This window comes from Pseudarthrobacter sp. CC12 (genome assembly GCF_039907755.1).
GTDB lineage: Bacteria > Actinomycetota > Actinomycetes > Actinomycetales > Micrococcaceae > Arthrobacter > Arthrobacter niigatensis.
Window position 1 is genome coordinate 62,904 of sequence record NZ_JARDJH010000012.1, and the last position, 25,440, is coordinate 88,343.

Annotated in this window: 25 protein-coding genes; 18 read left to right on the plus strand and 7 right to left on the minus strand. The window is 67.5% G+C overall.

All coding sequences use genetic code 11. From position 1 onward, the window contains the following. The first annotated feature begins 137 nt into the window (after positions 1 to 137). On the plus strand, positions 138 to 1,025 hold the full coding sequence (locus PV772_RS10900; RefSeq protein ID WP_347886139.1) for an HAD family hydrolase: 888 nt from the start codon (positions 138 to 140) through the stop codon (positions 1,023 to 1,025). Positions 1,026 to 1,086: 61 nt separating this feature from the next. Continuing rightward, entirely contained in the window at positions 1,087 to 1,671 is a 585-nt protein-coding gene (locus PV772_RS10905) for a histidine phosphatase family protein (RefSeq protein ID WP_141158601.1), read from the plus strand. A gap of 44 nt (positions 1,672 to 1,715) precedes the next feature. Here PV772_RS10905 and PV772_RS10910 read toward each other — a convergent pair whose 3' ends face one another. Both PV772_RS10910 and PV772_RS10915 read right to left on the minus strand, forming a co-directional pair. Then, a complete protein-coding gene (locus PV772_RS10910; RefSeq protein ID WP_141158600.1) occupies positions 1,716 to 2,336 on the minus strand; it encodes a MarR family transcriptional regulator in 621 nt (206 codons plus the stop codon). A gap of 152 nt (positions 2,337 to 2,488) precedes the next feature. Next, entirely contained in the window at positions 2,489 to 4,717 is a 2,229-nt protein-coding gene (locus tag PV772_RS10915) for a catalase (RefSeq protein ID WP_347886140.1), read from the minus strand. Between the two features lie 187 nt (positions 4,718 to 4,904). Here PV772_RS10915 and PV772_RS10920 point away from each other — a divergent pair, with 187 nt between their 5' ends. After that, positions 4,905 to 7,343, plus strand: a complete 2,439-nt coding sequence (locus PV772_RS10920) for a phosphoketolase family protein (protein ID WP_347886141.1) — start codon at positions 4,905 to 4,907, stop codon at positions 7,341 to 7,343. Positions 7,344 to 7,347: 4 nt separating this feature from the next. Here PV772_RS10920 and PV772_RS10925 read toward each other — a convergent pair whose 3' ends face one another. The 3 genes from PV772_RS10925 to PV772_RS10935 all read right to left on the minus strand — a co-directional run bounded on the left by PV772_RS10925 (position 7,348) and on the right by PV772_RS10935 (position 10,052). Then, positions 7,348 to 8,100, minus strand: coding sequence for a DUF429 domain-containing protein (locus PV772_RS10925; protein ID WP_347886142.1), 753 nt, complete (start codon positions 8,098 to 8,100; stop codon positions 7,348 to 7,350). 6 nt (positions 8,101 to 8,106) lie between these two features. Then, on the minus strand, positions 8,107 to 9,450 hold the full coding sequence (locus PV772_RS10930; RefSeq protein WP_307358687.1) for a carboxylesterase family protein: 1,344 nt from the start codon (positions 9,448 to 9,450) through the stop codon (positions 8,107 to 8,109). 113 nt (positions 9,451 to 9,563) lie between these two features. Continuing rightward, positions 9,564 to 10,052, minus strand: coding sequence for an inorganic diphosphatase (locus tag PV772_RS10935; protein ID WP_018762663.1), 489 nt, complete (start codon positions 10,050 to 10,052; stop codon positions 9,564 to 9,566). A 156-nt stretch (positions 10,053 to 10,208) separates the two neighbouring features. Here PV772_RS10935 and PV772_RS10940 point away from each other — a divergent pair, with 156 nt between their 5' ends. Next, the gene (locus PV772_RS10940) at positions 10,209 to 11,705 is read left to right on the plus strand and encodes a D-alanyl-D-alanine carboxypeptidase (protein ID WP_347886143.1); all 1,497 of its coding nucleotides are present in this window, start codon (positions 10,209 to 10,211) and stop codon (positions 11,703 to 11,705) included. A 7-nt stretch (positions 11,706 to 11,712) separates the two neighbouring features. Here PV772_RS10940 and PV772_RS10945 read toward each other — a convergent pair whose 3' ends face one another. Further along, positions 11,713 to 11,916 carry a hypothetical protein gene (locus PV772_RS10945; protein WP_307358693.1) on the minus strand — a complete coding sequence of 68 codons (204 nt, stop codon included), beginning with the start codon at positions 11,914 to 11,916 and terminating at the stop codon, positions 11,713 to 11,715. A gap of 172 nt (positions 11,917 to 12,088) precedes the next feature. Here PV772_RS10945 and PV772_RS10950 point away from each other — a divergent pair, with 172 nt between their 5' ends. From PV772_RS10950 to PV772_RS11010, 13 genes are all read left to right on the plus strand, one after another. Further along, positions 12,089 to 13,252 carry a zinc-dependent metalloprotease gene (locus PV772_RS10950; protein WP_347886144.1) on the plus strand — a complete coding sequence of 388 codons (1,164 nt, stop codon included), beginning with the start codon at positions 12,089 to 12,091 and terminating at the stop codon, positions 13,250 to 13,252. A 108-nt stretch (positions 13,253 to 13,360) separates the two neighbouring features. Next, complete coding sequence (gene tilS, locus PV772_RS10955) at positions 13,361 to 14,434, plus strand: tRNA lysidine(34) synthetase TilS (protein ID WP_347886159.1); 1,074 nt, start codon at positions 13,361 to 13,363, stop codon at positions 14,432 to 14,434. 30 nt (positions 14,435 to 14,464) lie between these two features. Then, positions 14,465 to 15,016 (plus strand): hypoxanthine phosphoribosyltransferase, encoded by a 552-nt coding sequence (gene hpt, locus PV772_RS10960; protein ID WP_141158593.1) that lies wholly within the window; start codon positions 14,465 to 14,467, stop codon positions 15,014 to 15,016. A 221-nt stretch (positions 15,017 to 15,237) separates the two neighbouring features. Beyond that, entirely contained in the window at positions 15,238 to 17,301 is a 2,064-nt protein-coding gene (gene ftsH, locus PV772_RS10965; RefSeq protein WP_141158592.1) for an ATP-dependent zinc metalloprotease FtsH, read from the plus strand. Positions 17,302 to 17,310: 9 nt separating this feature from the next. Further along, a complete protein-coding gene (gene folE / locus PV772_RS10970) occupies positions 17,311 to 17,955 on the plus strand; it encodes a GTP cyclohydrolase I FolE (RefSeq protein WP_141158591.1) in 645 nt (214 codons plus the stop codon). Between the two features lie 9 nt (positions 17,956 to 17,964). Continuing rightward, the gene (gene folP / locus PV772_RS10975) at positions 17,965 to 18,903 is read left to right on the plus strand and encodes a dihydropteroate synthase (RefSeq protein ID WP_141183000.1); all 939 of its coding nucleotides are present in this window, start codon (positions 17,965 to 17,967) and stop codon (positions 18,901 to 18,903) included. A gap of 13 nt (positions 18,904 to 18,916) precedes the next feature. After that, positions 18,917 to 19,309 (plus strand): dihydroneopterin aldolase, encoded by a 393-nt coding sequence (gene folB / locus PV772_RS10980; protein WP_141158589.1) that lies wholly within the window; start codon positions 18,917 to 18,919, stop codon positions 19,307 to 19,309. Beyond that, positions 19,306 to 19,851, plus strand: a complete 546-nt coding sequence (folK, locus tag PV772_RS10985) for a 2-amino-4-hydroxy-6-hydroxymethyldihydropteridine diphosphokinase (protein WP_347886145.1) — start codon at positions 19,306 to 19,308, stop codon at positions 19,849 to 19,851. The genes folB and folK overlap by 4 nt, the downstream gene beginning before the upstream one ends. Then, entirely contained in the window at positions 19,848 to 20,396 is a 549-nt protein-coding gene (locus PV772_RS10990) for a DUF3180 domain-containing protein (RefSeq protein WP_141158587.1), read from the plus strand. The genes folK and PV772_RS10990 overlap by 4 nt, the downstream gene beginning before the upstream one ends. After that, complete coding sequence (locus PV772_RS10995; protein WP_347886146.1) at positions 20,377 to 20,889, plus strand: PH domain-containing protein; 513 nt, start codon at positions 20,377 to 20,379, stop codon at positions 20,887 to 20,889. Before PV772_RS10990 ends, PV772_RS10995 begins: the two co-directional genes overlap by 20 nt. A 14-nt stretch (positions 20,890 to 20,903) precedes the next feature. Continuing rightward, on the plus strand, positions 20,904 to 22,556 hold the full coding sequence (locus PV772_RS11000) for a PH domain-containing protein (protein WP_347886160.1): 1,653 nt from the start codon (positions 20,904 to 20,906) through the stop codon (positions 22,554 to 22,556). After that, complete coding sequence (locus tag PV772_RS11005) at positions 22,549 to 23,442, plus strand: DUF2520 domain-containing protein (RefSeq protein WP_141158584.1); 894 nt, start codon at positions 22,549 to 22,551, stop codon at positions 23,440 to 23,442. The genes PV772_RS11000 and PV772_RS11005 overlap by 8 nt, the downstream gene beginning before the upstream one ends. Then, positions 23,443 to 24,366, plus strand: coding sequence for a pantoate--beta-alanine ligase (locus tag PV772_RS11010; RefSeq protein WP_141158583.1), 924 nt, complete (start codon positions 23,443 to 23,445; stop codon positions 24,364 to 24,366). 54 nt (positions 24,367 to 24,420) lie between these two features. Here the strand turns inward: PV772_RS11010 and PV772_RS11015 are convergent, their stop codons facing one another. Next, positions 24,421 to 24,687 carry a hypothetical protein gene (locus PV772_RS11015; protein WP_141183006.1) on the minus strand — a complete coding sequence of 89 codons (267 nt, stop codon included), beginning with the start codon at positions 24,685 to 24,687 and terminating at the stop codon, positions 24,421 to 24,423. Between the two features lie 127 nt (positions 24,688 to 24,814). On the opposite strand from PV772_RS11015, the gene PV772_RS11020 reads away from it, so the two are divergent. Continuing rightward, a complete protein-coding gene (locus PV772_RS11020; protein WP_347886147.1) occupies positions 24,815 to 25,432 on the plus strand; it encodes a TetR/AcrR family transcriptional regulator in 618 nt (205 codons plus the stop codon). The last annotated feature ends 8 nt before the right edge of the window (positions 25,433 to 25,440 follow it).

A 25,440-nucleotide genomic window follows, 5' to 3' on the forward strand; every position in this document is an offset into this window, starting at 1 on the left:
AACAAGCCTGGGATTTGCCCGCGCTTGTCCATGTACGGCCTCCCGCAAATGTGGAAATCCGCCGTGTTAACCAACAGTTCAATAAACCTGTGGTCCGCGTCCTAGCGCGTGTCAGTTACGTCTGCTTCACTGTGTGAATGACAACGCTGACTGAAACCTCAGTCGCCGGCAACGATGACCGGCGAGACAACAATCGAGACTACAACCGCAACAGCATCGGCTTCCCCGCGGTGGACCAGAAGTTCATGGTCGCCCTGGACGTGGACGGCACGCTGGTTAACCACGACGGCCACATGTCCGCTGGCGTACGGGAAGCTGCGCAGGCCGTGGTGGCCGCCGGGCACGAGGTTATGATCGCCACCGGCCGCTCCCTGAACGCCACACTTCCCATCATCGAAAAGATCGGCATCGAGCACGGGTACGCCGTATGCTGCAACGGCGGGGTGACCCTCCGGCTGCACCCCGAACTGGAAAACGGCTACGAGGTGATCCACAAGGCCACGTTTGATCCGGGACCGGCCCTGCGCGCCCTCCGCAAACGTCTTCCGTCCGCCAAGTACGCGCTTGAGGACGCCGACGGAAGGTTCCTCTCCACCGAGCGGTTCCAGGATGCCAGCTTCGGCGTCGAGGCGGTGGGGGTTGACTTCCAGACCATGCTGGAGGCTACTGCCGTCCGCGTGGTGGTGTTCAGCACCGAGAACACGCCCGAAGAGTTCAACGAGGCCATCAACCACGTGGGCCTGGCGGGCGTGACCTATTCGGTGGGCTGGACCGCGTGGCTGGACATCGCCGCCGCCGGCGTCACCAAGGCCAGCGCCCTGGAAAACCTCAGGCTCCGGCTTGGCTTTGAAGAGCACCTGACAGTTGCCGTGGGCGACGGCCGGAACGACATCGAAATGCTCACGTGGGCCGGCCGCGGCGTCGCCATGGGGCAGGCTCCGGCGGAAGTGGTCGCTGCGGCGGACGAAGTCACGCACTCAGTGCACGACGACGGCGCCGCCCATGTGCTGCGCAGCCTCCTCTAGGCAGGACCCGGCAGCAAGGAGGAATTCAGGGCACGCCGCCAGTCCAAGGCAGAATAGGGATATGACCCTTACGACGTTCGCCCTCGTCCGCCATGGCCAGACCGACTGGAACGCCGAGCGCCGGCTGCAGGGATCAACCGACATCCCCCTGAACGACGTCGGACGCGGCCAGGCGCGGGACGCCGTCGCCATCCTTGCACCGTATGAATGGGACGCCATCGTCTCCTCGCCGCTGAGCCGGGCCGCGGAGACCGCGGACCTGATCGCCGAAGGGCTCGGGCTGACGGTGGCTAGGCGGGTCCCGGAGCTCACCGAGCGCAGCTTCGGCCCGGCCGAGGGGATGCAGGCCGGCCCCGAGCTGGAAGCGCTGCGTATTCCCGGCGGATTCAAAGGCGCGGAGAGTGAAGACGAAGCCGCGGACCGCGGCCTCGCAGCCTTGGAAGCCCTGGCGGATGATTACCGCGGCCAGCGGGTCCTGGTGGTCACCCACGGCACCCTGCTGCGGGTCAGCCTCAGCCGTGCCATCGGCCAGGCCCTGGGCAGTGTGGACAACGCCGCCCTCAACCTGGCGCACCACCACGCGGTCGACGGCTGGAAGCTGGAATACTTCAACGGCGAGCCGGTCCTGGCAGCAACGGGCAGCTAAGGGGCACGGAAGCCCCGGCAGTCATTACGACGGCGGGACGCGGCTCAAGTGGTCAACCCGCCGGCGGTCATGCCCGTTAGGACCAGCGCCAGCAAACGGGCAGCTGCGGGCCGGGCGGCATGTTCTTCGTTCCACTGCGCCCGCGCGACGGCTTTGCTGACCGCCTGGGTGGTGATCCCGAGTTCCTGCGCCACGGCCTTCTGCTGGCCGCGGACTCCCGGGGTCAGCAGGTCCAGCACCCGCCATTCCGCGCCGGACCGCTCCCGCACGATATGGCCGAGCAGCCGCAGGATCGCTTCGGCGTCATGGGCAACATCCGCCAGCGGACCCTCCACGGCAACCGGCACCCGCTCCTTGCTGCTGCGGAGCCGGTCCACCGCCCGGCGGGCATAGACCAGACCGTGGCCGGAGGCGTCCTTGATCTGGTTGGGCAATGGCTCGTTTACGGTCCCTGCGCCGATTCCCACGTACCAATACCCGCTCCGCAAGGCGATCAGCGCGGCCTCCACGGCCTGGTGCGGGCAGTCGACAATGCCCTGGACTTCGTCTTCCACTGACCGGTCGAAATCCAGGCGCGCGGGGATGTGCCGCAGCGCCTTGAGCAGCTGCGGCACCTGGTCGCCGTCGCGCCGGCTGTCCGTCTGGTTGATGGTGAGGGTGAACATTCTGGGTCCACACTACCCGGAAGTAGTAATTGCGAAACGGGAGGTTTCGCGCCCGTACCGCCTGCCGGGCCCCGGCCATGCGCACGGCTGGGGGCCCGCATCGGGTGGATGCGGGGCCCCAGCGGCGGACCTGAAGGCTGGAGGGGCCGCGGTCAGTTTTCCCGTTTCGCAGCGTCGCTGGCCGGGAAGCGGTCCCAGGCGCGGTGCGCGGCAATGAGCGACGAAAGTTCGGCGGTCACCGAGTCCGCATCGCTGCCTCCCACCACACCTACGGCCCCCTCCGGGATGCCGGCCTCTTCCAGGACGGCCGAACCGGAACCCCAGGCGGCGATCGCCTTGGAATGGCGGTAGGCCTCGGACAGCATCAGTGCGGCGCGCAGATCCAGCCCGTTGACAGGTTCCCCGGCCTTCGCGTCGCGCCCCGCGGACGCGTCGGGCGCGGGCTGCTTGCCTCCGGCCACTATCAGCGCGTCAAACTCCGTGGACCGTGCCGTGAGGAGGGTCCGCTGCACTGTCACCGACAGCCCGTTGGAGGAAAGCGTGCCCCCGGTTGGTGCGATGACCAGCGGCACCATGCCTTCGCCGTCGAGCGCCTTGCGGGCCGCCTCCACCTCCGAAAGGTCGCTGGAGGAATCGGCAATAATGCCCACCACGCGCCCGGCAACCGGCCAGTTTTCGCCCACCTGGGACACGGAAGGGCTGGGATCCCGGTCCGGAACCTGCTCGGTGGCCTCCGGAGCGGGCATGCCCAAGCCTGCGGCGACCGCGGCGCACAGCCCGGCGTCAATATTGGCCAAGGCCTTGAGCTGGCGTTCCCGGACGGCAGTTTCGTAGCACTTGCCCAGCTCAAACGTGTACGCCTGGATCACATGGTCTTGCTCCACGGCACTCAAGCTGCGGAAGAACAGCCGGGCCTGGCTGTAGTGGTCATCAAAGGATGCAGGATTGTGCCGTTCCTTGATGGATTCCGCAACCGCCTCGGGCACGTCCACGAATGCCCCCATGTCCTGCCCCGCCAGGAACGGGCAGCCGCCGTCCAGCGAATTGGGCCGGTAGGGCGCAGCACCTCCATGGACCGCCGTCTGGTGCATGCCGTCGCGGAGCATGTCGTTGACCGGAGCGTGCGGCCGGTTGATGGGGATCTGCGCGAAGTTGGGCCCGCCCAGGCGGGAAATCTGGGTGTCCAGATAGGAGAACAGGCGCACCTGCAGCAGGGGGTCGTTGGTGACGTCGATGCCCGGAACCAGGTGCCCTGGGTGGAAGGCCACCTGCTCGGTCTCAGCGAAGTAGTTGGTGGGGTTCGCGTTGAGGGTCATGAGACCAACGGGCTGCACCGGGGCCAGCTCCTCGGGGACGAACTTGGTGGGATCCAGCAGGTCGATGCCCTGGAACATCTGGTCCTCCGTGTCCGGGAACGTCTGGATTCCCAGTTCCCATTCCGGGTAGGCGCCGGCCTCAATGGCGTCCGCCAAATCGCGCCGGTGGAAGTCCGGATCCATGCCGTTGATGATCTGGGCCTCCTCCCAGACCAGCGAGTGCACGCCCTGCTTGGGCTTCCAGTGGAACTTGACCAGGGTAGTGTCGCCGGCGGCGTTGATGAGCCGGAACGTGTGGACGCCGAAGCCTTCCATGGTCCGGTATGACCTCGGGATGCCGCGGTCCGACATGTTCCACATGGTGTGCGCCTGCGCCTCGGTGTGCAGCGAGACGAAGTCCCAGAACGTGTCGTGGGCGCTCTGGGCTTGGGGGATTTCGCGGTCCGGGTGGGGCTTGGCGGCGTGCACCACATCCGGGAACTTTAGGCCGTCCTGGATGAAGAACACTGGAATGTTGTTTCCCACGAGGTCGTAGGTGCCCTCGTCGGTGTAGAACTTTGTCGAAAACCCGCGGGTGTCCCGCACTGCGTCCGCGGACCCGCGGGAGCCCAGAACGGTGGAGAAACGCACAAACACGGGCGTTTCGACGTCCGCGGCCAGGAAACCGGCGCGCGTGACCTTCGAGGCCGTCCCGTAGGACCGGAACACCCCGTGCGCTCCGGCGCCGCGTGCGTGGACAACGCGCTCCGGGATCCGCTCGTGGTCAAAGTGGGTGATCTTTTCGCGCAGGTGGTGGTCCTGCAGCAGGATGGGGCCCCGCGCGCCGGCCTTCAGGGAATGGTCCGTATCCTGCAGCCGCAGGCCCTGGGCCGTGGTCAGGTACTGGCCGGACTGGGCGCGGGCGGTGGCCGGTGCGCCGGTAGGGCTGCCGGTGGGGGACACCGCCTCGGGGCCGCGCTGGTCCGGCTTTGGCGGCAGCGGCTCCCGCGGGCTGGTGGGCTCCTCGAGGGCAGGCGGTTCGCTGGACGGAACCCCGGGAATTACAACGTCGTCTTCGGCTGGCATGTCTCGATCTCCCCACAATTGATGTTCCCAGCTTCCGCCGCAGCGAAAACTAAGCTTGCTTAGTACCCTACAGGGGGCCCACGTCCCCACGGCAAGGTCCGACGGCGGGGGGTTGCCTCGCTGCCCCTCCATCTGTTGCGATGGGGAAACGGCCGCCTGCAGCGGCACTCCCGAGGTGAGGATGGTTATGGCCGGCAGCACTGGGCACGATGGAATGCAGGACACGATGCGGGAGGACGACGTGCGGCAGGAAGGCATCGGGCAGGGGGAACTGGAACTCGTGGACCGCTGGTGGCGTGCCGCTAACTACCTTTCGGTGGGCCAGATCTACCTCCGCTCCAACCCGCTGCTGCGCGAGCCGCTGCAGGCTGAGGACACCAAGTCACGCCTGCTGGGCCACTGGGGCACCACGCCCGGGCTCAACTTCATCTACGCGCACCTGAACCGCGTGATCCGCCGCGACAACCTTGAGATGCTCTTCGTGGCCGGCCCAGGCCATGGCGGCCCCGCCGTCGTCGCCAACGCCTGGCTGGAGGGCACCTACTCGGAAATCTATGCCCACGTGGGCAACGACGAGGCCGGCATCGCCGAACTGTTCCGGCAGTTCTCCTACCCCGGCGGCATTCCCAGCCACGCGGCCCCCGAAAGCCCCGGTTCCATCAGCGAGGGCGGTGAGCTCGGGTACTCCCTGGCGCACGCCTACGGATCCGTGTTTGATAATCCCCAGCTGGTGACCGCCGTCGTCATCGGTGACGGCGAGGCGGAGACCGGTCCGCTGGCCGCCAGCTGGCACTCGCACAACTTCCTGGACCCCGCCGCGGACGGCGCCGTGCTGCCCATCCTGCACCTGAACGGCTACAAGATCGCCAACCCCACCATCCTGGCCCGGATGCCGGAGGACCAGCTGGAGCAGCTGCTGCGTGGCTACGGCCACCAGCCCTACTTCGTCACCGTGCAGGATCCGGACAACACCGAGCAGGCGCACCGCGACTTTGCCGCCGTGCTGGACCGCTGCCTGGGGGAAATCAAGGCCATCCAGGATGCCCACCGGCAGGATCCGGAGGCTGAGAAGGTGGGGGAGGGCGGGCACCGCTGGCCCATGATCGTCCTGCGCTCGCCCAAGGGCTGGACCGGCCCGCGCACCGTGGACGGGCTCCAGGTGGAAGGGACGTGGCGGGCGCACCAGGTGCCCCTGTCCGAGGTCCGCACCAACGGGGATCACCTGAAGCAGCTGGAGGAGTGGCTGCAGTCCTACCGCGCGGACGAACTGTTCGACGCCGAGGGAAGGCTTCGGCCCGACGTCGCCCGGGGCGCGCCCGCCGGTGACTTCCGCATGAGTGCCACGCCGCACGCCAACGGCGGACTGCTCCGGCGCTCACTGAAACTGCCCGCGTACCGGGACCACGCCGTCGAGGTCCCGAACCCGGGCACGGACCGCGTGAGCCCCATGATCACGCTCGGGTCCTGGATGCGGGACGTCATCGCGCAGAACATGGATAACTTCCGGCTGTTCGGTCCGGATGAGACGGCTTCCAACCGGCTTCAGAACGTCTACGAGGTCACCGACAAGGTCTGGCAGTACCGGATTGACGACGTCGACGAGCACCTGGCCCGGTCCGGCCGGGTGATGGAGGTGCTGAGCGAGCACCTGTGCCAGGGCTGGCTGGAGGGCTACCTCCTCACGGGCCGCCATGGGGTGTTCAACTGCTACGAGGCCTTCGTCCACATTGTCGATTCGATGTTCAACCAGCATGCCAAGTGGCTCAAGGTGCACCGCAAACTCCAGTGGCGCCAGCCGGTCCCGTCTCTGAACTACCTGCTGTCCTCGCATGTGTGGCAGCAGGACCACAATGGGTTCTCCCACCAGGACCCGGGGTTCATCGACCACGCGGTGAACAAGAAAGCCGAAGTCATCCGGGTGTACCTGCCGCCGGACGCCAACACCCTGCTGTCCGTCATGGAGCACTGCCTGGCGTCCACGGACTACGTGAACATCGTGGTCAGCGGTAAACAGCCCTCGCCCACGTGGCTGGGCCCGGCAGATGCCGCCAACCACTGCCGGCGCGGCCTGGGGATCTGGACGTTTGCCGGCTCCGAAGTGCCCGGCGAGGAGCCCGACGTCGTGCTGGCCTGCGCTGGCGATGTCCCGACGGTGGAGACGGTGGCGGCCGCCGAACTGCTCCGCGAAGGCGCCCCCGGGCTTAAAGTCCGCGTGGTGAACGTGGTGGACCTGATGCGGCTGCAGGACGACAGCGAGCATCCGCACGGCCTGCCGGCCCACGATTTCGACGGGATCTTCACCCCTGACAAGCCGGTCATCTTCGCGTACCACGGCTACCCGGCGCTGATCCACCGGCTGGCGTACCGGCGCACCAACCAGCAGGGCCTGCACGTGCACGGCTACAAGGAAGAGGGGACAACCACCACCCCGTTCGACATGGCCATGCTTAACGGGATCGACCGCTTCACCCTGGCCATCGACGCGATCGACCGGGTGCCGGGCCTCGCCGGCTCGCACGCGCTCCTGCGCCAGGACCTGCAGGACCGGCGGAACCGCGCCCGGGAGCACACCAGGACCCACGGCGAGGACCCGGAGGAGATCCGCAACTGGAAGCTGGGCGGCTGAGCTCCTAGCCCGGGAGCACGTCCAGGCCGCAGGAGGGCAAATGGATCCAGCCCTCGCTGCGGGCGGCTGCAGCGTGGGCATCATCGGGCAGGAGCGTTCGACGGCGGGCGGCGGCCCGGGCGGTCAGCGAGGCGATGACGGCGTCGAAGAGGTCGTCCGAAGCGGTGATCCGGTCCCGGTGGCCGCCGAGGTCCAGCCAGGGGGCCTGCTCCTCGAGGGCCGCCAGCAGGGTGCCCAGGCGTTCGGCTTCGGGGACGCCGCGGCCCTTGTAACCCCGGCCGTTGAGGCCCCAGATTTTCAGTGACGCCGCCGGGTACACCTCGGCAAGACGCCCTGACCCGTCCCGGAGCTGTGGGCCATGTACCGCCGCGATCTTTGCCTGGATCACTGCGCAGCGCATGGCAGGGTGGGCCAGCCGGTCAGCCGAAACGCTCAGCGGAATCAGGCCGGTTTGGGCGGTGCAGAACCGGTCCGTGTCCCGGTACGCAAGCAGCCGCCGGCCCGCAATGCCGTCATGCGCCAGGACGGGTCCGGCGTCGAAGTTGAGGTGGCCGGTGAGGAACGGGACCAGGGCGTCCGGCCAGCCCACGGGGCAGTCGACGCCGGTCATGTCGCAGCTGCCGAATAAGTCCACGATCTCCTGGTCGTCCACGTCCAGCGACAGGTGTGCCAGCCGGGCCCGGTCATCGCTCCACTCGATGACGGCCACGGCGGTTTTCTTGGTGGCGGCCGCCAGGTCCACGCCGAGGGTCCTCAAGGGCTGTCACACCCGCCGATAATGCAGGGCGTGGTCGACTCCGCCTGCCTCGCCCAGGTCATCGCCCCGCGCGAAACCGGCCCACAATGACCTCACCGCCCTGCCGGTCGCGTCCACATCCTCCCAGCGGGCGCCGGCGATCAGGCCCACGCCGTCCCAGGTTTCCCGGTTGCCCAAGAGCAGCGGCAGGTCGATGGTGTGGGCTGCGCCGAAGATGTTCCCGGGGGCGTGCCAGTCCATGACGTACCGGTGGACCCGCCCGCCCGCCTTGGCATGCCGGCGCGCGAACCTGCGGGTGGCCCGGCCATACACGGTTTCGGTCACCACCCAATCGATGGCGCGCACGGCGGCCTTGCCCACAAACGGAACCTTGGCCAGGCGCATCAGGCGCGGGCTGCGGGGAAGGAACAGCCGGGCCTCCTCTGAGGTATGGCCGATCAGCACGTCGATGGCCGGGGCGGTCCGGTTCCAGGCAGCCTCGATGCCGGACTCCCCGGGGAGCGGATCGTGGCCGTACTGGGTGCCAAACGGCATGGCAGCCAACATCCCGAACTTTCGGGCCACCTGGGTCACCTGTGCTTCGAGGGCCACCACGTCCATGGCAGGGGTCTGGTCCGTGACGCCGTCCGAGGCGATGCCCATGGCGTGGTTCATCTTCGCCCGGCCGCGGGTGATGCCCAGTGGGGCGCTTTGGATGATGGCACGCCGGAAAAGGTTTGGAGCCTCGGGGGTGGCCATCAGGTGGGCGATCGCGTCCCCGCCGGCGGACTGCCCGAACGCGGTGACCCGGCCTGGATCACCCCCGAAAGCGGCGATGTTCCGCTGCACCCACCGGAAGGCCTCGAGTTGGTCCAGGAGCCCCAGGTTGCCGGGCCGTCCTGCAGGTGTGGCCAGGAAGCCGAACAGTCCAAGCCGGTACGTCACCGAGACCACGATGATCCGGTTCTCGGCCACCAGCCGTGCGGCGTCGAAGATGGCAAGGTCCCCGGAGCCCGTGGTGTAGGAGCCGCCGTGGATCCACACCATGACGGGCAGCTTCTCATCCGGTGCCAGGTCACCGGGCAGGGTGATGGAAAGGTTCTGGCAGTCCTCGCTGCCCGGGAGCTCGCCGTACTTCGTGCCCAGGACGTCGTCCAGGAACGGCACTGGCGCCTGTGGGCAAGCGGGAGCGGGAGACGTGGCGGCATATTCGCTGGTCCAGTCCGGTACCGGTACCGGGGCCTGGAAACGTGGGGCCCGGGCGTAGGGGATGCCGGAGGCGCGCACAACGTCGCCGTCGCACCAACCGCTGACGGGCCCGCACGGGGGATGGAACAGAAGCTGGGACGTCACGGCTGGCTCGGAATTCACAGCCCCACCATGCCACAACTTCCTGGGGCAACGACGGCGGGTGCCCGGCTTCGAAAAGCCGGGCACCCGCCGTCGGACCCTAAGGGAGTTGCCGGGCAAGCCCAGCCTGGGGACTAGTGTCCGGTGGGGACGTAGCGCTTGATGGAGGCTTCCAGCTCGGCTTCGGCGGCGGCGCGGTCGCCCCAGCCTTCGGCCTTGACCCACTTGCCCGGTTCCAGGTCCTTGTAGCGGGTGAAGAAGTGCTCGATCTCCTTGATCAGGAACTCGTTGACGTCGCTGACTTCCTGGATGTGGTCGAAGCGGGCGTCCACGGGCACGCACAGGATCTTGGCGTCTCCGCCGCCGTCGTCGGTCATGTTGAACACTCCGATGGGGCGGGATTCGACGATGACGCCGGGGTGCAGGTCGAAGTCCTGCAGGAGCACCAGTGCGTCCAGCGGGTCGCCGTCCTCGCCGAGGGTGTTTTCGAAGTACCCGTAGTGCGTGGGGTACTGCATGGAGGTGAAGAGGACGCGGTCCAGGCGGACTCGGCCGGTCTCGTGGTCAACTTCGTACTTGACGCGTGATCCCTTGGGGATCTCGATGGTCACGTCGTGCTTCATGGGAATGCTCCTCGGCAATTGCAGGGGGTGCGCGGCACACAGGACGGGCCCATCAAAAAGCGTGTCGGTGCCGCCGACTACAATTGAGGATATAGCGAGAGGCCCTGGAATCAGGAACTTGTGGGGAAATTTCAGGACTTGAGGACCGGCACCAGCATGACCACACCAACCGGCGGGGAACGTTTGCGGGACCGGCGTTCCCAACGCTCCGGCAGCATGGCCCGGGAGGCAAGGAAGCCTTGGCACCTGGTCCTGGCCGCCCTGGTGCTGATCGCGCTAGCCATCCCCGCGGCCCTGCTGGTGGCCCCCGGCTTCCGCGGACCCGAGGCCCCGGCGCCCGCCGTCTCTGCGCCCGCCTGGCAGCAGGCTCCCGCCACGCTGTCCGTCCCACAGGTGCTGGCACCCCTCCAGCCTTCGGCGCCGGTGCCCGCACCGCCTGCCGTGGCGGCGCAGGTGGAACCGGTATTGACGGCCGACGGCGGGGGTACTTTCACGGGCATGGTGCAGGATGCGCTCACGGGCCAGGTCCTCTTTGACCGGGGCGGCTCGGAAAGCCGGGTGCCGGCGTCGAACCTCAAGCTGCTGACTGCCGTGGCCGCGCTTCGCACGTTGGGACCGGACCACCGGTTCACCACGAAGGTGGTGCGGGGCCCAGCTCCCGGGCAGGTGGTCCTGGTGGGCGGCGGGGACGTCCTCCTGGGGGCAGGGGAATCGCAGCCCGGACAGACCCTGGGCCACGCCGGCCTGGCCACGCTTGCCGCACTGACAGTGCAGTACCTGCAGGCCACAGGCACCACTGGCGAGATCAAGGTACTGGTGGACGACTCCCTCTTCACCGGCCCGGCGCTGAATCCCAACTGGTTGTCCGGCGACGTGGAAGCCGGCGAAATCGCGCCGCTCTACCCGCTGGCCCTCAACTCCGCGCGCTTCGACCCCGCCGTCACCACCGGTCCGCGGCCCCAGGACGCTGCAATGTCCGCAGCGCAGGAATTCGCGGCCCGGCTCCGGGCCGCTGGTGCCGGGGCGGCACTGACCGTCGCGGCTGGCATCGACCGTTCACCCGGCGCCGCCAGTTCCGGTGCTGCTGTCCTGGCCGGTGTCGACTCGGCCACCGTGGCCGAGCAGGTGGACCTGATGCTGCAGGTTTCGGACAACTACCTGGCCGAGACCATGGGCCGGATGGCGGCCGTGGCCACGGGCCGGCCCGGCAGCAATGACGGCGCCACGGCCGCAGTCACCGCCGAACTGGCGGCAGCGGCGGTCACCCCGGACGCCGTAAAACTGGTGGATGCGTGCGGGCTGGCCATGGGCAACCAGGTCACGGCCCGCCAGTTCACGGACGTGGTTCGCGCCATGACCACCGGCGTTGATACCAGGCTTCGCTCTGCCCTGGACGGGTTCCCGGTCGGCGGCCTGTCGGGCACCTTGGACACCCGCTACGGGGACTCCACCACCTCCGGGGGTGCCGGGCTGGTCCACGCCAAGACCGGGACCCTGAACACCGTGCTGGCGCTCAGCGGCTACGTGGTTGACGCAGACGGCCGGCTCCTGGTGTTCTCCTTCATCGGCAACGGACTGACGCCCGGAGCTGCCGGCAACAAAGTGGCGCTGGACCGGGCAGCCACCGCCCTGGCAGGCTGCGGCTGCCGCTAGGGGTTGCCTACTCCGTGGGGCGCTCCGTTGCGGGGGTGGTTCCGGGCTGTGCTGCCTCCGTGGCTGACGCGGCGGTGGGCGCCGGCCCTGCAGCCATGGCGGACGGGGCGGTGGTGCCAAGCAGGGCGGCCATGACGACGGCGGCCAGCACCGACTTCCAGCCCTTGCGGGGACCGACGGTCAGGGGAGCGATGGGACGGTAGGGGATCATGGTGTCCTCCTGCGGGATAGGGCCGCTCCGGTGCGGGCGGGATGTTTTCGTGGTTCCACTGTGCGGGTCCGGACTGGGACAGCGCTTTCGCCTCCCTGTGCGGGGGCTGTGGAAGTTTCGCCGGTCAGCGAACTTAAGGACGTTGTCCGGTGCGCTGTGTTCTGATGGGACCATGGAGTCCACTGCACGCGAGTCCGCACCGACGTTGTCCCCGGCAACCCAGTCCAACCAGGCAGCCCAGTCCAACCCGGCGCAGGCCCTGATCAACTGGGACCTCGCTGCCTCTGCCGCGGCGCGGTTGGCCCCGGCCGGACCCGTGCTTGACGGAAAAGCCATCGGCGATGCGGTGGACAGCCTGCGCCGGCTCGCGGACGCATCCGTTCCCCATGTCCACGAAATCACCGGGCTGGAAGCCGCGCGGGACCTTCGCGACTCCTCCGTGCTGGTGGTGGACCGGGCGTCCTGGGCCAAAGCCAACACCCAAAGCTTCGCAGTAATGCTCAAGCCCGCCATGCAGAAGATGCTGGACACCCGCCGCGGCAACCTCAGCCCCGCTGCCGCCCAGGTCAGTGGCGCCATTACCGGCAGCCAGTTGGGCGCCGTCCTGGCTTTCCTGTCCAGCAAGGTCCTGGGCCAGTACGATCCCTTTGCGGCCCTGGCCGAGAACTCCACGGCCCCTGCCGCAGGCCGGCTCCTGCTGGTGGCGCCAAACATCATCTCGGTGGAGCGCGAACTCAACGTCGCCCCGGAGGACTTCCGGCTCTGGGTGTGCCTGCACGAGCAGACGCACCGGGTGCAGTTCGCGGCAGCGCCGTGGCTGCGCCACCACATGCTGGAGCAAATCGACGAACTCAGCGGGCACCTCCTGGGCAACGTCGATTCCCTCATGGAGCGCGCCTCGGCTGCCGCGCGTTCGCTCAAGGACCGCTCTGCCAGCGGAAACACGCCGGGGCGCGGCGCCATCCTGGACCTGCTGCAGGACCCCGAGGAAAAGGCTGCCATCTCGCATCTCACTGCTGTGATGAGCCTCCTTGAGGGTCACGCGAATGTGGTGATGGATGCCGTGGATGCGAGCATCGTGCCTTCCGTCAAGACCATCCGGCAGCGCTTCAACGACCGCGGCAAGGACCGCGGCGTGATCGAGAAGTTCATCCGCAGCCTCCTGGGCCTGGACGCCAAGATGCGCCAATACTCAGACGGCGCCCGCTTTGTCCGCGCCGTGGTGGACGTGGCCGGCATGGAGGGCTTCAACAAGGTATGGGACTCGGTGGACCACCTTCCCACCGAACCCGAGATCCACGACGCCAAGCTGTGGCTCGACCGGATGGGCCTCTAGTTGCCCTCAGAGGTACCGGAGGGCGCCCCGGCAGCTGAAGGACAGGGCGCGCGGAGGGGTCGACGACGGCCCGGCAGGTTGGCGCCCGTCGTTGGCACTGCGCGCAAACTGCTGCAGAACGCCCTGGCCGGCGCCGGCTATCCGCGCCACGTCCTTGTAGCCTGCAGCGGCGGACCGGACTCGTTGGCGCTCGCCGCTGTCGCCGCCTACTTCGCCCGCCGCGGCCACGTGGACGGCCACCCGCTGACGGTCGGCGCCGTGGTGGTGGACCACCAGCTGCAGGAGGGGTCCGGCGAGGTCGCTGCCCGTACGGCCGAAGCATTGCAGGACCTGGGCCTGCAGCCGGTGGAAATCCGTACCGTTACGGTGGCCGGTGCCGGAATGGGCCCCGAGGCCGCCGCCCGCGAAGCCCGGCACGCCGCGCTGGAAGCCGCAGCCGGAGGGCAGGGCGCGCAGGCAGTGCTGCTGGGCCACACCCTGGACGACCAGGCCGAGCAAGTACTGTTGGGCCTGGCCCGCGGCTCCGGCACGCGGTCCCTGGCGGGTATGCGGCCGGCCCGTCCCGGGGCCGGAAATACCGTTCTCCTGCGCCCCTTCCTGGAACTCCGGCGGGCGGACACGGAAGAAATCTGCGCAGTGGAGGAGCTGGATCCCTGGCACGATCCCACCAACTCCGACCCCTCCTTTGCCCGGTCGCGGACCCGGGTGGAAGTCCTGCCGCACCTTGAGGAAAAACTTGGTCCCGGCGTCGCCGAATCCCTTGCCCGGACCGCTGCCATCCTGCAGTTGGACGCCGACTACCTCGAGGATGTGGCGGAAAGCACCTATGCCTCCCTGGTGGTGCGTGATGGCAGGGACCTGAGCCTGCCGGAGGAGGAATTGCGCGCGCTGGCGCCTGCCCTCAGGTTCCGCGTCATCGCCAAGGCAGCGGCCGACGCCGGCGGGCAGCAGCCCAGCTACCGGCGCCTTTTGGCGGCGGAAGCACTGCTGCGGCGGCAAGGTTCCGCCGGTCCCGTGGAGCTTCCGGGCGGGGTGGCGGTGTACAGGTTGTCGCTCGCGCAGCTGGAGGAATCGAAGGACGCTGCCGCAGCAGGGGCCCCGGACGGTACCGGTTCCGTTCCCCGCGAACCCGCGCGCTGTGGGAAGCTAGTATTCCGGCCTCAAAAACCGCCCGCAAAATAGTCGCGCCCCGCATCTACACAGGAGCCATTGGTGGATTCAAACGACGTCCAGGCAGATCTCAAGCACGTTCTCTACACCAAGGAACAGATCCAGCAGCGGATCACCGAACTCGCCGCACAGATCGACAAGGACTACGAGGGACGCGAAATCCTCATTGTTGGGGTCCTCAAGGGTGCCGTCATGGTCATGGCCGACCTGGCCCGGGCGCTGCACAGCCACATCTCCATGGACTGGATGGCCGTGTCCTCCTACGGCTCCGGTACGCAGTCCTCCGGCGTGGTGCGGATCCTCAAGGACCTGGACACGGACCTGATGGGCAAGGACGTGCTGATCGTCGAGGACATCATCGACTCCGGCCTGACCCTGTCCTGGCTCAAGACCAACCTGGAATCCCGCGGCACCGCCTCCGTGGAAATCTGCACTGCGTTCCGCAAGCCCACCGCGGCCAAGGTGCAGATCGACGTCAAGTACGTGGGCTACGACATCCCCAACGAATTCGTGGTGGGCTACGGCCTGGATTACGCGGAAAAGTACCGCAACCTGGACTTCGTGGGCACCCTGGCCCCGCACGTTTACGAGTAGGCGCCGGCCGCGAAAGCCCCGGCCCGCACCGCCCGGCGCACTCCCTTCCGTGCGCCACGCGGCGGAGCGCCGGGCCGATACGCCCACAGGGAACTTTTGCTTTTCGCTATGCGTGATGTACTCCGGACGGTGTATAGCTAGAAGCTGACGCAGCACCATCACGCGCGCAGACTACTCGCCGTGAAGCACTACCGGAAGGGACGGGGTCAGCCCCCGAACAGATGAAAGCTAAGAACTTCTTCAAAGGCCCGGGCATCTGGATCGTCGTTGTGGTCGGTCTGCTCCTAGTGGCTTTTGCAACGCTCGCCCCCGGCGGTGCGGCCCGGATCGACACGGACAAGGGCCTGGAACTGCTCTCCAGCAACAAGGTGGAGCAGGCCAAGATCTTCGACGGTGAAAACCGCGTTGACCTCACGCTGAAGGACAACCTGCAGGTGGACGGGCAGGACAAAGGCAAGAGCGTCCAGTTCTTCTTCGTGGATGCCCGCGCGCAGGACGTGGTGAAGGCTGTCACCGACGCCAAGCCGGCCCAGGGCTTCACGGACCAGCCGATTGAAAGCAACTGGTTCTCGGGCCTGCTTTCCCTCCTGATCCCCGTGATCCTGCTGGGCGCACTCTTCTGGTTCCTGATGACCCGCATGCAGGGCGGCGGCTCCAAGATCATGCAGTTCGGCAAGTCCAAGGCCAAGATGGTCAGCAAGGACATGCCGCAGGTGACCTTCGCTGACGTTGCAGGTGCGGATGAGGCCGTGGAGGAACTGCAGGAGATCAAGGAATTCCTGCAGGAACCGGCCAAGTTCCAGGCCGTCGGCGCCAAGATCCCCAAGGGCGTGCTGCTGTACGGCCCGCCAGGCACCGGTAAGACCCTGCTGGCCCGCGCCGTTGCCGGTGAGGCCGGCGTACCCTTCTTCTCCATTTCCGGCTCCGACTTCGTGGAAATGTTCGTCGGCGTCGGCGCGTCCCGTGTCCGCGACCTCTTCGAGCAGGCCAAAGCCAATTCGCCGGCCATCATCTTCGTGGATGAGATCGACGCCGTCGGCCGGCACCGCGGCGCCGGCATCGGCGGCGGCAACGACGAACGCGAGCAGACGCTCAACCAGCTCCTGGTGGAGATGGACGGCTTCGACGTCAAGACCAACGTGATCCTGATCGCCGCCACCAACCGGCCCGACGTCCTGGACCCGGCACTTCTGCGCCCCGGCCGCTTCGACCGCCAGGTATCCGTCGAGGCACCGGACCTGATCGGGCGCGACCAGATCCTGCAGGTGCATGCCAAGGGCAAGCCGATGGCCCCCGGCGTTGACCTGAAGGCCGTGGCCAAGAAGACGCCAGGCTACACCGGTGCGGACCTGGCCAACGTCCTTAACGAGGCCGCGCTGCTCACGGCCCGCTCCAACGCCAACCTGATTGACGACCGCGCCCTGGACGAGGCCATCGACCGCGTCATGGCCGGCCCGCAGAAGCGCAGCCGCGTCATGAAGGAACACGAGCGCAAGATCACCGCTTACCACGAAGGCGGCCACGCCCTGGTGGCGGCAGCCCTGCGGAACTCGGCGCCCGTCACCAAGATCACCATCCTGCCGCGTGGCCGGGCCTTGGGCTACACCATGGTGGTTCCGGAGAACGACAAGTACTCCATCACCCGGAATGAGCTCCTGGACCAGATGGCCTACGCCATGGGTGGCCGCGTGGCGGAGGAGATCGTCTTCCATGATCCCTCCACCGGCGCTTCCAACGACATCGAAAAGGCCACCGGCACCGCACGCAAGATGGTCACCGAATACGGCATGAGCGAACGCGTGGGGGCTGTCCGCCTGGGCCAGGGCGGCGGTGAGCCGTTCCTGGGCCGCGATGCCGGCCATGAGCGCAACTACTCGGACCAGATCGCCTACGTCGTGGACGAGGAAGTGCGCCGCCTGATCGAGCAGGCACATGATGAGGCCTACGAAATCCTCACCGAGAACCGGGACATCCTGGACTTCCTCGCCCTGGAGCTGCTGGAGCGGGAAACCCTCAACCAGGCCGAGATTGCCGACATCTTCCGTGACGTCCGCAAGCGCGACTTCCGCGAAGTGTGGCTGTCCAAGGAGACCCGGCCGGTCCAGCAGGCCGGCCCCGTGGAAAGCCGCCAGGAGCGGGCTGAGCGCGAAGCGCAGGAGGAAGCCAAGAAGGCCCGGATGGATGAGCCGCTGGACGCCCAGCCGCCGCATTCGCAGGGCGTTCCGGAGGATGCTCCGTTTCATGGAGGAACCCCCGACTCGGGGCCTGACACCCTTCGCGGCTAAGCTTTCCCTGTGACTTCCTTCGACGACGACGACGTTTCCGCCTCCGCCGCCTACCCGGCGGAGGCCGGTTCCCACCACTCCAAGAGCGAAAAGGTGGACCGGCCACGGATTGAAGCGGCCGTCCGTGAGATCCTCCTTGCCATCGGCGAGGACCCGGACCGCGGCGGCCTGGTGGACACCCCCAAAAGGGTTGCAAAAGCCTATGCGGAGGTGTTTGCCGGGCTGCACCATGATCCGGCGGACGTCCTGTCCACCACCTTCGACCTGGACCATGAGGAATTGGTCCTGGTGAAGGACATCCCGTTCTACTCCACGTGTGAGCACCACCTGGTGCCGTTCCACGGGGTTGCCCACGTTGGGTACATTCCCTCGCATGACGGCAAGGTGACCGGACTGAGCAAGCTGGCCCGGCTGGTGGACATCTACGCCCGCCGCCCGCAAGTGCAGGAACGGCTGACCACCGAAATCGTCGAGGCGATGGTGCAGTACCTCAAACCCCGCGGTGCCATCGTCGTTGTCGAATGCGAACACATGTGCATGTCCATGCGCGGCATCCGCAAGCCCGGAGCGAAGACCGTCACCAGTGCGGTCCGCGGGCAGCTTCATGATCCGGCCACCCGTGCCGAAGCCATGAGCCTCATCCTCGGAAGGTAACCACAGACCATGGATACACTCGCTGCAGCCCCCGGAACGGGGCCCGCAACATCCCCGCTGCCAATCCTGCGCAAGCCGCGGCCGGCCGCGCGGTTCGAAGACCTGCCCACCGGCCGCACCCTGGTCATGGGCATCCTGAACGTCACCCCTGACTCCTTCAGCGACGGCGGCAAGCATGCGACGGCGGACACCGCCATCGCGGCCGGCCTGCGAATGTTCTACGCCGGCGCTGACATCATCGACGTTGGAGGCGAGTCCACCCGGCCGGGTGCCGACGACGTCACTCCGGATGAAGAGCAGCGCCGCGTGCTGCCGGTGATCGAAGCGCTGGTGAAGGCCGGCGCCCTGGTCAGCATCGACACCACGCACGCCTCCACGGCGGCCGCTGCACTCAAGGCCGGCGCTGCCATCATCAACGACGTCTCCGGACTGACCATCGAACCCGAGATGGTGGAGCTTGTGGCAACCTCCAAGGTGCCCTATGTCCTCACCCACCGCCGGGGCGACGCCAGGACCATGAACTCGCTCGCCGAATATACGGACGTGGCCGGGGAAGTGGTGGCGGAGCTGGCAGGAGTGCGGGACAAGCTCTACGCTGCCGGCGTCAGCCAGGAACAGATCATCATCGACCCGGGCCTGGGGTTCGCCAAGAACGATGCCCAGAACTGGGAACTCCTGCAAAACCTGGACCAGCTGGACAGCCTGGGGCACAAGGTCCTGGTGGCCGCCTCCCGCAAGCGTTTCCTCGGCACCCTCCTTACCGTCGCCGGAAAGTCCGCCGCTCCGGACGAACGGGACGCTGCCACGGCCGCGATCACGGCGATCAGCGCCAGCCGCGGGGCATGGGCCGTGCGTGTGCACGACGTCGGGTCCAGCCTCGACGCGGTCAAGGTTGCGGCGCGCATGGCGGCGGCACCCTCGACACAAGCCGTACCTAAAACGCAATAGGGCCGGGGGACCCATGGACAGGATTACGCTGACCGGAGTGACGGCAGTCGGCCACCACGGTGTCTTCGATTTCGAACGCCGGGAAGGGCAGCCCTTTGTGGTGGACGCCGTGCTCTACCTGGACTTCACCGGAGCCGCGCAGTCCGACGATGTCCGGGACACCGCCCACTACGGTGAGGTGGCCCAGCGTATTACCGATTGGATCACCGGAGAGCCGCTCAACCTCATTGAGGCACTTGCGGTGCGGATCGCCGAAGGCCTCCTGTCCGAATTCGCCCTCCATGCCGTCGACATCACGGTCCATAAACCGCAGGCCCCCATTGAGGTTCCGTTCGGGGACGTGGCAGTGACGGTCCACCGGGATCGGGCCTCTGCCGTCCCTGCGCCGGCCGGGGCACAGGCATGAACGGAATCTACACCAAAGCCGTGCTGGCCCTGGGAAGCAACCTCGGGGAACGGAATGAGACCCTGACCGAGGCCGTGGCGGACCTGGTGGACCCGCCGGAGGTCCGGCTCCTCGCCGTCTCGCCCATCGTCCAGACCAAGGCGGTGGGCGGACCCTCCGGCCAGCCCGACTTCCTGAACATGGTCATCACCGTGGAAACCATCCTCACCCCTGCGGAACTGCTGGAACACTGCCAGGCCGTGGAGAACAAGCACCTCCGGGTCCGCGAGGTCCACTGGGGACCGCGGACGCTCGACGTCGACATCATCACCTACGGCGAGCTCCGCAGCGACGATCCCGATCTGACCATCCCGCACCCCCGCGCAGCGTCACGCGCGTTCGTCCTCTATCCCTGGTCCCTCATCGAACCCGGCGCCACGCTGAACGGCGAACGGATCAGCACCCTGGCAGTGCAGGCCGACGATTTCAAGGATCTTGCCCCCTTTGACGGTTATGGAGACTTCGACGGCCTGCCCACGGCGGGAGCTGTGGACGAACGATGAAGCCCATCAACCCGCTGCGTTTGCTGCTGATCTGCGTCATTCTTGCTGTCGCGGGCTGGTCGGCCACGGTTGTCACCAGCCGCTACAGCATGGCCACGCCTGTCCTGCCCTCCACCGCGCTTGCCACCATGGGGGTCATCGTCGTCATCACCTTGATCCTGGGGATCCGGATCCTGAGATGGCGGAACAGCCACCAGCCCAACAGCAAGACGAAGAAAACGCAGCTGGACCCCCTGTTGGCCGCCCGGACCCTGGTCCTGGCGCAGGCGTGTGCGTACGCGGGAACGGTGCTGCTGGGCTGGCACGTGGGCATCTTCCTTGACCAGTTGCGGATCTGGAGCCTGCGTAGCGACCAGGGAATCACCTGGCTGGCCCTTGCCATGGCCGGCGGCGGCCTGGTGATGATCGTGGTGGGACTCCTCGTTGAGCGGTTTTGCAGGATTCCCCCGGAGGACGGCGACACCCCCGGTGCCGACGGGAAGAAGGGCCGCACCGCCCGCGGCGAGGCCGCCGGGGAAGGCGAGTATGCGTACCGAGGCGATTGACCCGCCCGGTATTGCCTGGCAGCGGGTTTCCCCCAAGTACGTGACCGTCCGGCTGGTGGAGTGGGCCCTGGCGAACGTCCTGGCGGTGCTGGTCCTGTCCGCGCCGCTGGTGCTCGTCCTCCTGGGGTGGTGGCGGTGGCCGCCGCTGTGGCTGGCCATCACCGTTCCGGCTGTCACCCTGCTGGTCGCCCTGTGGCGGCTGGTGCTCATCCCGCGGCAGGTCAGGGCCATCGGCTACGCCGAGCGCGACGACGACCTCCTGGTCAGGAGCGGCATCTTCTTCCAGCGCACCATGACCGTCCCCTACGGCCGAATGCAGTACGTGGACATCGCAGTGGGCCCCGTGGAGCGCGGGCTGGGCCTGTGTACCGTAAAGCTCCATACGGCATCCCCTGGCACCAACGCGCGCATTCCCGGCCTCCCGGCGGAGGAAGGGGCGCGGCTCCGCGAACAGCTGGCCGCGCGCGGCGAAGCCAGGCTGGCAGGACTGTGACCGCTGATGGCCAGTTGCCCGGAGCCCCTGCGCTCCCACCTGCCGCGGTACCGGAAAGCTACGAAACGTCCGACGGCGATTGGTTGCGCGTGCATCCTGCCTCGCCTTTCGTCCGGGGCTGGGTTGCACTGGCGGCCATTTTGTTCTTTTTTGGCCGCGACCTCTTTGAGCGGACGCTCCAGGGCCAACCGGTGTTCGAGGACGGGTTTGCCCGCCGTGCACCGTGGCTCCTGGGCGGCGGCGCGGCAGTGCTGGCCGTAGCAGTCCTCGGATTCGTCCTGACCTGGTACTTCACCAAGTACCAGGTCTCCGGCGGCTACGTCCGCGTCAACACAGGCCTCCTCTTCCGCCAACACCGGCAGGCGAGGCTGGACCGGGTCCAGGCAATCGACATCGTGCAGCCGCTGTTGGCCCGCATCTTCGGCCTGGCAGAACTCAAGTTCGAAGTGGCGGACGCCGGCGAATCGGCGGTGCGCCTAGCCTATTTGCGGATCGACGACGCCCGCCGGCTGCGCGCCACCATCCTTGCCCGGGCTTCCGGGGCTGAGGCGGATTCCGGTGCGGGCCCGGCCGCCGGCATCGACGGCGCTGCGCTTGCCGGTTCAGCCAGCCCATCCGCGGCTTCCTTTGGCCCGTACGCATCCGAGGCGCCCGAAATCCAGGTACTTCGCGTGCCGCCGTCGCGCCTTATCGGATCGCTCCTGCTGAGCGAGCAAAGCTTCTTCATTGTGGTGGGCGGCATCGTCTCGGTTCTCCTGTCCGCGCTGACGGACAACCGCGCTTTCTACTTCTACCTGGTGCCCGCCGGGCTGGGCCTCGCCGCAGGTTACTGGAACTTCTTCAACAAGGGCTACAACTTCACCGCCGCGGTCTCGCCGGACGGCATCCGGCTGTGGTACGGACTGCTCGATACGCAGGCGCAGACGCTTCCGCCCGGCCGGATCCAGGCAGTGAAGATCGCCCAGCCGCCGCTGTGGCGTCCCTTCGGCTGGTACCGGATGCAGGTGAACGTCGCCGGCTACGGGACATCCGGCAACGCAGCGGAAGGGAACACCCGGACCATCCTCCTGCCCGTCGGGAAGTTCGCCGACGTCATGGCCATGCTTTCGCTGGTCCTCCCGGATCCGGGAACCGAACGCCCTGCCGAGGTGTTTGCCGCCGGCCTCGGTGGCACGGGTTCCGACGGCGGATTCACCACCACGCCGCGGCGGGCATGGCTGCTGGCGCCCCTTGCCTGGCGCCGGAACGGATTTGCCGCCACGGACACGGCGCTGCTGATCCGTTCCGGGCGCTGGTGGCGGGACCTAGTGCTGGTGCCCCACCAACGGACGCAGTCGCTGGCAATCCATCAGGGGCCCGTGGCACGCCTGTTCCGGGTGGCCGACCTGGTCCTGCACACGACGGCCGGCCCCGTGGCCCCGAGGCTGACCCAGGCGGGACTGGACGAGGCCCGGCAGCTCTTTGACGAGCAGTCCGCGCGGGCCCGGCTGGCCAGGAGGCGGCAAACCACCGAACAATGGTTGCGGCAGGTTGTTCCGGCAGCGGAACCTGCTCCCGTGCCGGGCACGCCGGTACCCGGGGCGCCGCATCCTGGGACACCGCATCACGGGACACCAGCCCGTGAAGCCCGCACCCACCACGAACAGGAAGGCCAGCAGCATGGCTAAGCCCGGACGCCTCGGCGTTGGAATCATCGGTGCCGGCAAGGTGGGCGCCGTGCTTGGTGCCGCCCTGCGCGCCGCCGAGCACGCCGTCGTGGGGGTCTCGGCCGTCTCCGACGCCAGCCGGGACAGGGCCGAGGCGCTGCTCCCCGGCGTGCCCATCCTGGAAGTGCAGGACATCGTGGAGCGTGCCGAACTGGTGCTGCTGGCGGTGCCCGACGACGCCCTCCCGAACCTGGTGGAAGGGCTGGCGAAGCTTGGCGCCTGGCAGCCGGGACAGCTCGTGGCCCATACCTCGGGCCGGTTCGGCGTGGGCGTGCTGCATCCGGTCCGTGCCGCCGGCGCGGTTCCACTGGCGCTGCACCCGGCCATGACCTTCACGGGCATGAGCCTTGACCTCACCCGGTTGCTTGACTGCACCTTCGGCGTGACGGCCGATGCCGCCATGCTCCCCATCGCGCAGGCCCTGGTGGTGGAGATGGGGGCGGAGCCCGTGGCCATCGCCGAGGCGGACCGGACGCTCTACCATGCAGCCTTGGCCCACGGTTCCAACCATTTGGTCACGCTGGTGGCACAGGCGTCGCAGCTCCTGCGCGAGGTGGGAGTGGAATCCCCCGAGCGGATGCTGGGGCCGCTGCTGCGGGCCACGCTGGAAAACGCGCTGGCCTCGGGGGAGTCCGCCCTGACCGGTCCGGTGGCCCGCGGGGACGTCGGCACGGTGCGTGCACACGCTGAGGCGTTGCGGGAGTACGACGGCGGGGGGCAGGGTGACGTGCTCGCCGCCTACCTCGCGATGGCCCGAGCCACCGCTTTGCGCGCCGAAGGCCGGGGGCTGCTGAAACCTGACCAGCTGAAGGGTCTGCACGAGGCCCTTGATCCGAAGGAAGACTGAATGCCGATTCAACTCGTCACCACGGTGGCCGGCCTGAAAGCCGAAAGTGACCGCCTGCTCACAGCGAAGCAAGGAGTTTCCCAAGGGCTGGTGCCAACCATGGGGGCACTCCACGAAGGCCATGCAACGCTGGCGCGCACCGCCGTCGAGCAGAACGATGTGGTGGTGGCCAGTATCTTCGTCAACCCCCTCCAGTTCGGCGACGCGGTTGACTTGGACCGCTACCCGCGGACGCTTGATGCGGATCTTGCCCTGCTTGAGGAGCAGGGCGTTGACCTGGCGTTCGCGCCCTCCGTGGAAGAGGTCTACCCCGGTGGCGAGCCCTTGGTGAGGATCACTTCGGGCCGTCTGGGGGATAAGTGGGAGGGCGCCTCGCGGCCCGGACACTTTGACGGTGCCCTGACCGTTGTGGCCAAACTGCTGCACTATGGCATGCCGGCGGCAGGTCTTCCGGCCGGCTCCGCAGGTTCCGGCGGCGGCAGCCTGCCGGCGTACCGTGCCTACTTCGGGCAGAAGGACGCCCAGCAGTTGGCCCTGGTCCGGCGGATGGTTGCCGACCTGAATTTCCCGGTGGAGATCGTGGGAGTGCCGACGGTGCGCGCCGAGGACGGCCTGGCGCTGTCCAGCCGGAACCGCTTCCTCTCCGAGGCGGAGCGGGACGCCGCGCTGGTCCTGTCCAGGGCGTTGCGGTTGCTGGAGGAGCGGGCCAAAGCCCACGAACCGCTGGGCATCGATTCCGCGCTGGCGATGGTGGAATCCCAGCCTTTGGTGGAACTGGACTATTTCGATGTGGTGGATCCGGGCACGCTTGAACCGCTGGCCGAGAACTGCCGGGAAACACCTTTCCGTGGCGAGGGCCTGGCGCTCATAGCGGCCAAAGTGGGGCCGGTGCGCCTGATCGACAACGTGCCGCTAAGTTCATAGCAGCGGAGCGGAGTGCTGCGGTGCTGGATTTGCCCGGCAGCCCTGCGGGATTCCTTAGGAAACTGGATGGTCCCGGTTGATCATGAGCTGTTCGAGCAGCGCGCGTTCGGGCCGGCCCGGGTTCCTGGCGACGCACCGGCGGAGTCGGGCCCTGGCAAGCTCTTCACCCGGATCCTGGCCACCGAGCAGCTCGTCGATGATTTCCTGGGCCTGCCACCGGAGCGATTCGATGGCGAACTGCCGGACCTCGGCGGGCGTCTCGCCGGACATCCAGGGATCCGGGTCCGACGGGACACTTTGGAACATCCGCTCTGCTGACATTGGGGCCTCCTTGCTCCAAACCGGCGGACCCTTGGTGCGCCTGTGCGGTGTCCTTAAGAACTGCGTAGGGAAAACACTACAGCGGGAAAGACCAGTCTGTCTTCCTCTCGGATAGACTCCAAGTCTTATGAGCACAGAGGCGAAGGTCCCGATATCCGATGCTTCCTCTCCGGCGGCGCCGGAGGGCAGCAGCAATTCCGTGGAACGGATCCTTTCGGTGGCCTACGAACTGTTCTCGCGCAGGGGAATCCGGGACGTTGGCGTCAATGAGCTGATCGACAGGTCGGGGGTGGCAAAAGCCACGTTCTACCGGCATTTCCCGTCCAAGGATTCGCTGGTCCTGGCGTTCCTCGAGCAGCGGGACAAGCTGTGGACCGTGGAAGCGATCGTGTCCCAGGCCCGTCGCCGGGGGCAAACGCCGGTAGAACGACTGCTGGCGATCTTCGACGTCCTGGGGGAATGGTTTCAGCGCGATGACTTTGAGGGGAGTACCTTCACCCATGTCCTGCTGGAGATGGGGCCGTCGCACCCCTTGGGCCAGGCCAGCATCAACTACTTGGCGAAACTTCGGGGCCACGTGCAGGCGCTGGCCGAGGAAGCCGGGCTTGTGGATTCCGATGGGTTTGCTCGCTCCTGGCAGATCCTGATGAAGGGCTCCATCATCTCGGCCACCGGCGGTGACCTGGACGCGGGGAAACGGGCCCAGCAGATGGCGTCCTGGCTGATCGAGCATCACAAGCCGTAGTCGACCGG

Coding starts and splice junctions, on each gene's coding strand:
- ftsH (WP_141158592.1), top strand. CDS start 15,238: ATGAAAGCTAAGAACTTCTTCAAAGGCCCGGGCATCTGGATCGTCGTT.
- PV772_RS10905 (WP_141158601.1), top strand. CDS start 1,087: ATGACCCTTACGACGTTCGCCCTCGTCCGCCATGGCCAGACCGACTGG.
- PV772_RS11020 (WP_347886147.1), top strand. CDS start 24,815: ATGAGCACAGAGGCGAAGGTCCCGATATCCGATGCTTCCTCTCCGGCG.
- PV772_RS11010 (WP_141158583.1), top strand. CDS start 23,443: ATGCCGATTCAACTCGTCACCACGGTGGCCGGCCTGAAAGCCGAAAGT.
- folB (WP_141158589.1), top strand. CDS start 18,917: ATGGACAGGATTACGCTGACCGGAGTGACGGCAGTCGGCCACCACGGT.
- PV772_RS10990 (WP_141158587.1), top strand. CDS start 19,848: ATGAAGCCCATCAACCCGCTGCGTTTGCTGCTGATCTGCGTCATTCTT.
- folP (WP_141183000.1), top strand. CDS start 17,965: ATGGATACACTCGCTGCAGCCCCCGGAACGGGGCCCGCAACATCCCCG.
- PV772_RS11005 (WP_141158584.1), top strand. CDS start 22,549: ATGGCTAAGCCCGGACGCCTCGGCGTTGGAATCATCGGTGCCGGCAAG.
- PV772_RS10900 (WP_347886139.1), top strand. CDS start 138: ATGACAACGCTGACTGAAACCTCAGTCGCCGGCAACGATGACCGGCGA.
- PV772_RS11015 (WP_141183006.1), bottom strand. CDS start 24,687: ATGTCAGCAGAGCGGATGTTCCAAAGTGTCCCGTCGGACCCGGATCCC.
- PV772_RS10920 (WP_347886141.1), top strand. CDS start 4,905: ATGGCCGGCAGCACTGGGCACGATGGAATGCAGGACACGATGCGGGAG.
- PV772_RS10910 (WP_141158600.1), bottom strand. CDS start 2,336: ATGTTCACCCTCACCATCAACCAGACGGACAGCCGGCGCGACGGCGAC.
- PV772_RS10995 (WP_347886146.1), top strand. CDS start 20,377: ATGCGTACCGAGGCGATTGACCCGCCCGGTATTGCCTGGCAGCGGGTT.
- PV772_RS10935 (WP_018762663.1), bottom strand. CDS start 10,052: ATGAAGCACGACGTGACCATCGAGATCCCCAAGGGATCACGCGTCAAG.
- PV772_RS10940 (WP_347886143.1), top strand. CDS start 10,209: ATGACCACACCAACCGGCGGGGAACGTTTGCGGGACCGGCGTTCCCAA.
- PV772_RS10915 (WP_347886140.1), bottom strand. CDS start 4,717: ATGCCAGCCGAAGACGACGTTGTAATTCCCGGGGTTCCGTCCAGCGAA.
- PV772_RS10950 (WP_347886144.1), top strand. CDS start 12,089: ATGGAGTCCACTGCACGCGAGTCCGCACCGACGTTGTCCCCGGCAACC.
- PV772_RS10945 (WP_307358693.1), bottom strand. CDS start 11,916: ATGATCCCCTACCGTCCCATCGCTCCCCTGACCGTCGGTCCCCGCAAG.
- folK (WP_347886145.1), top strand. CDS start 19,306: ATGAACGGAATCTACACCAAAGCCGTGCTGGCCCTGGGAAGCAACCTC.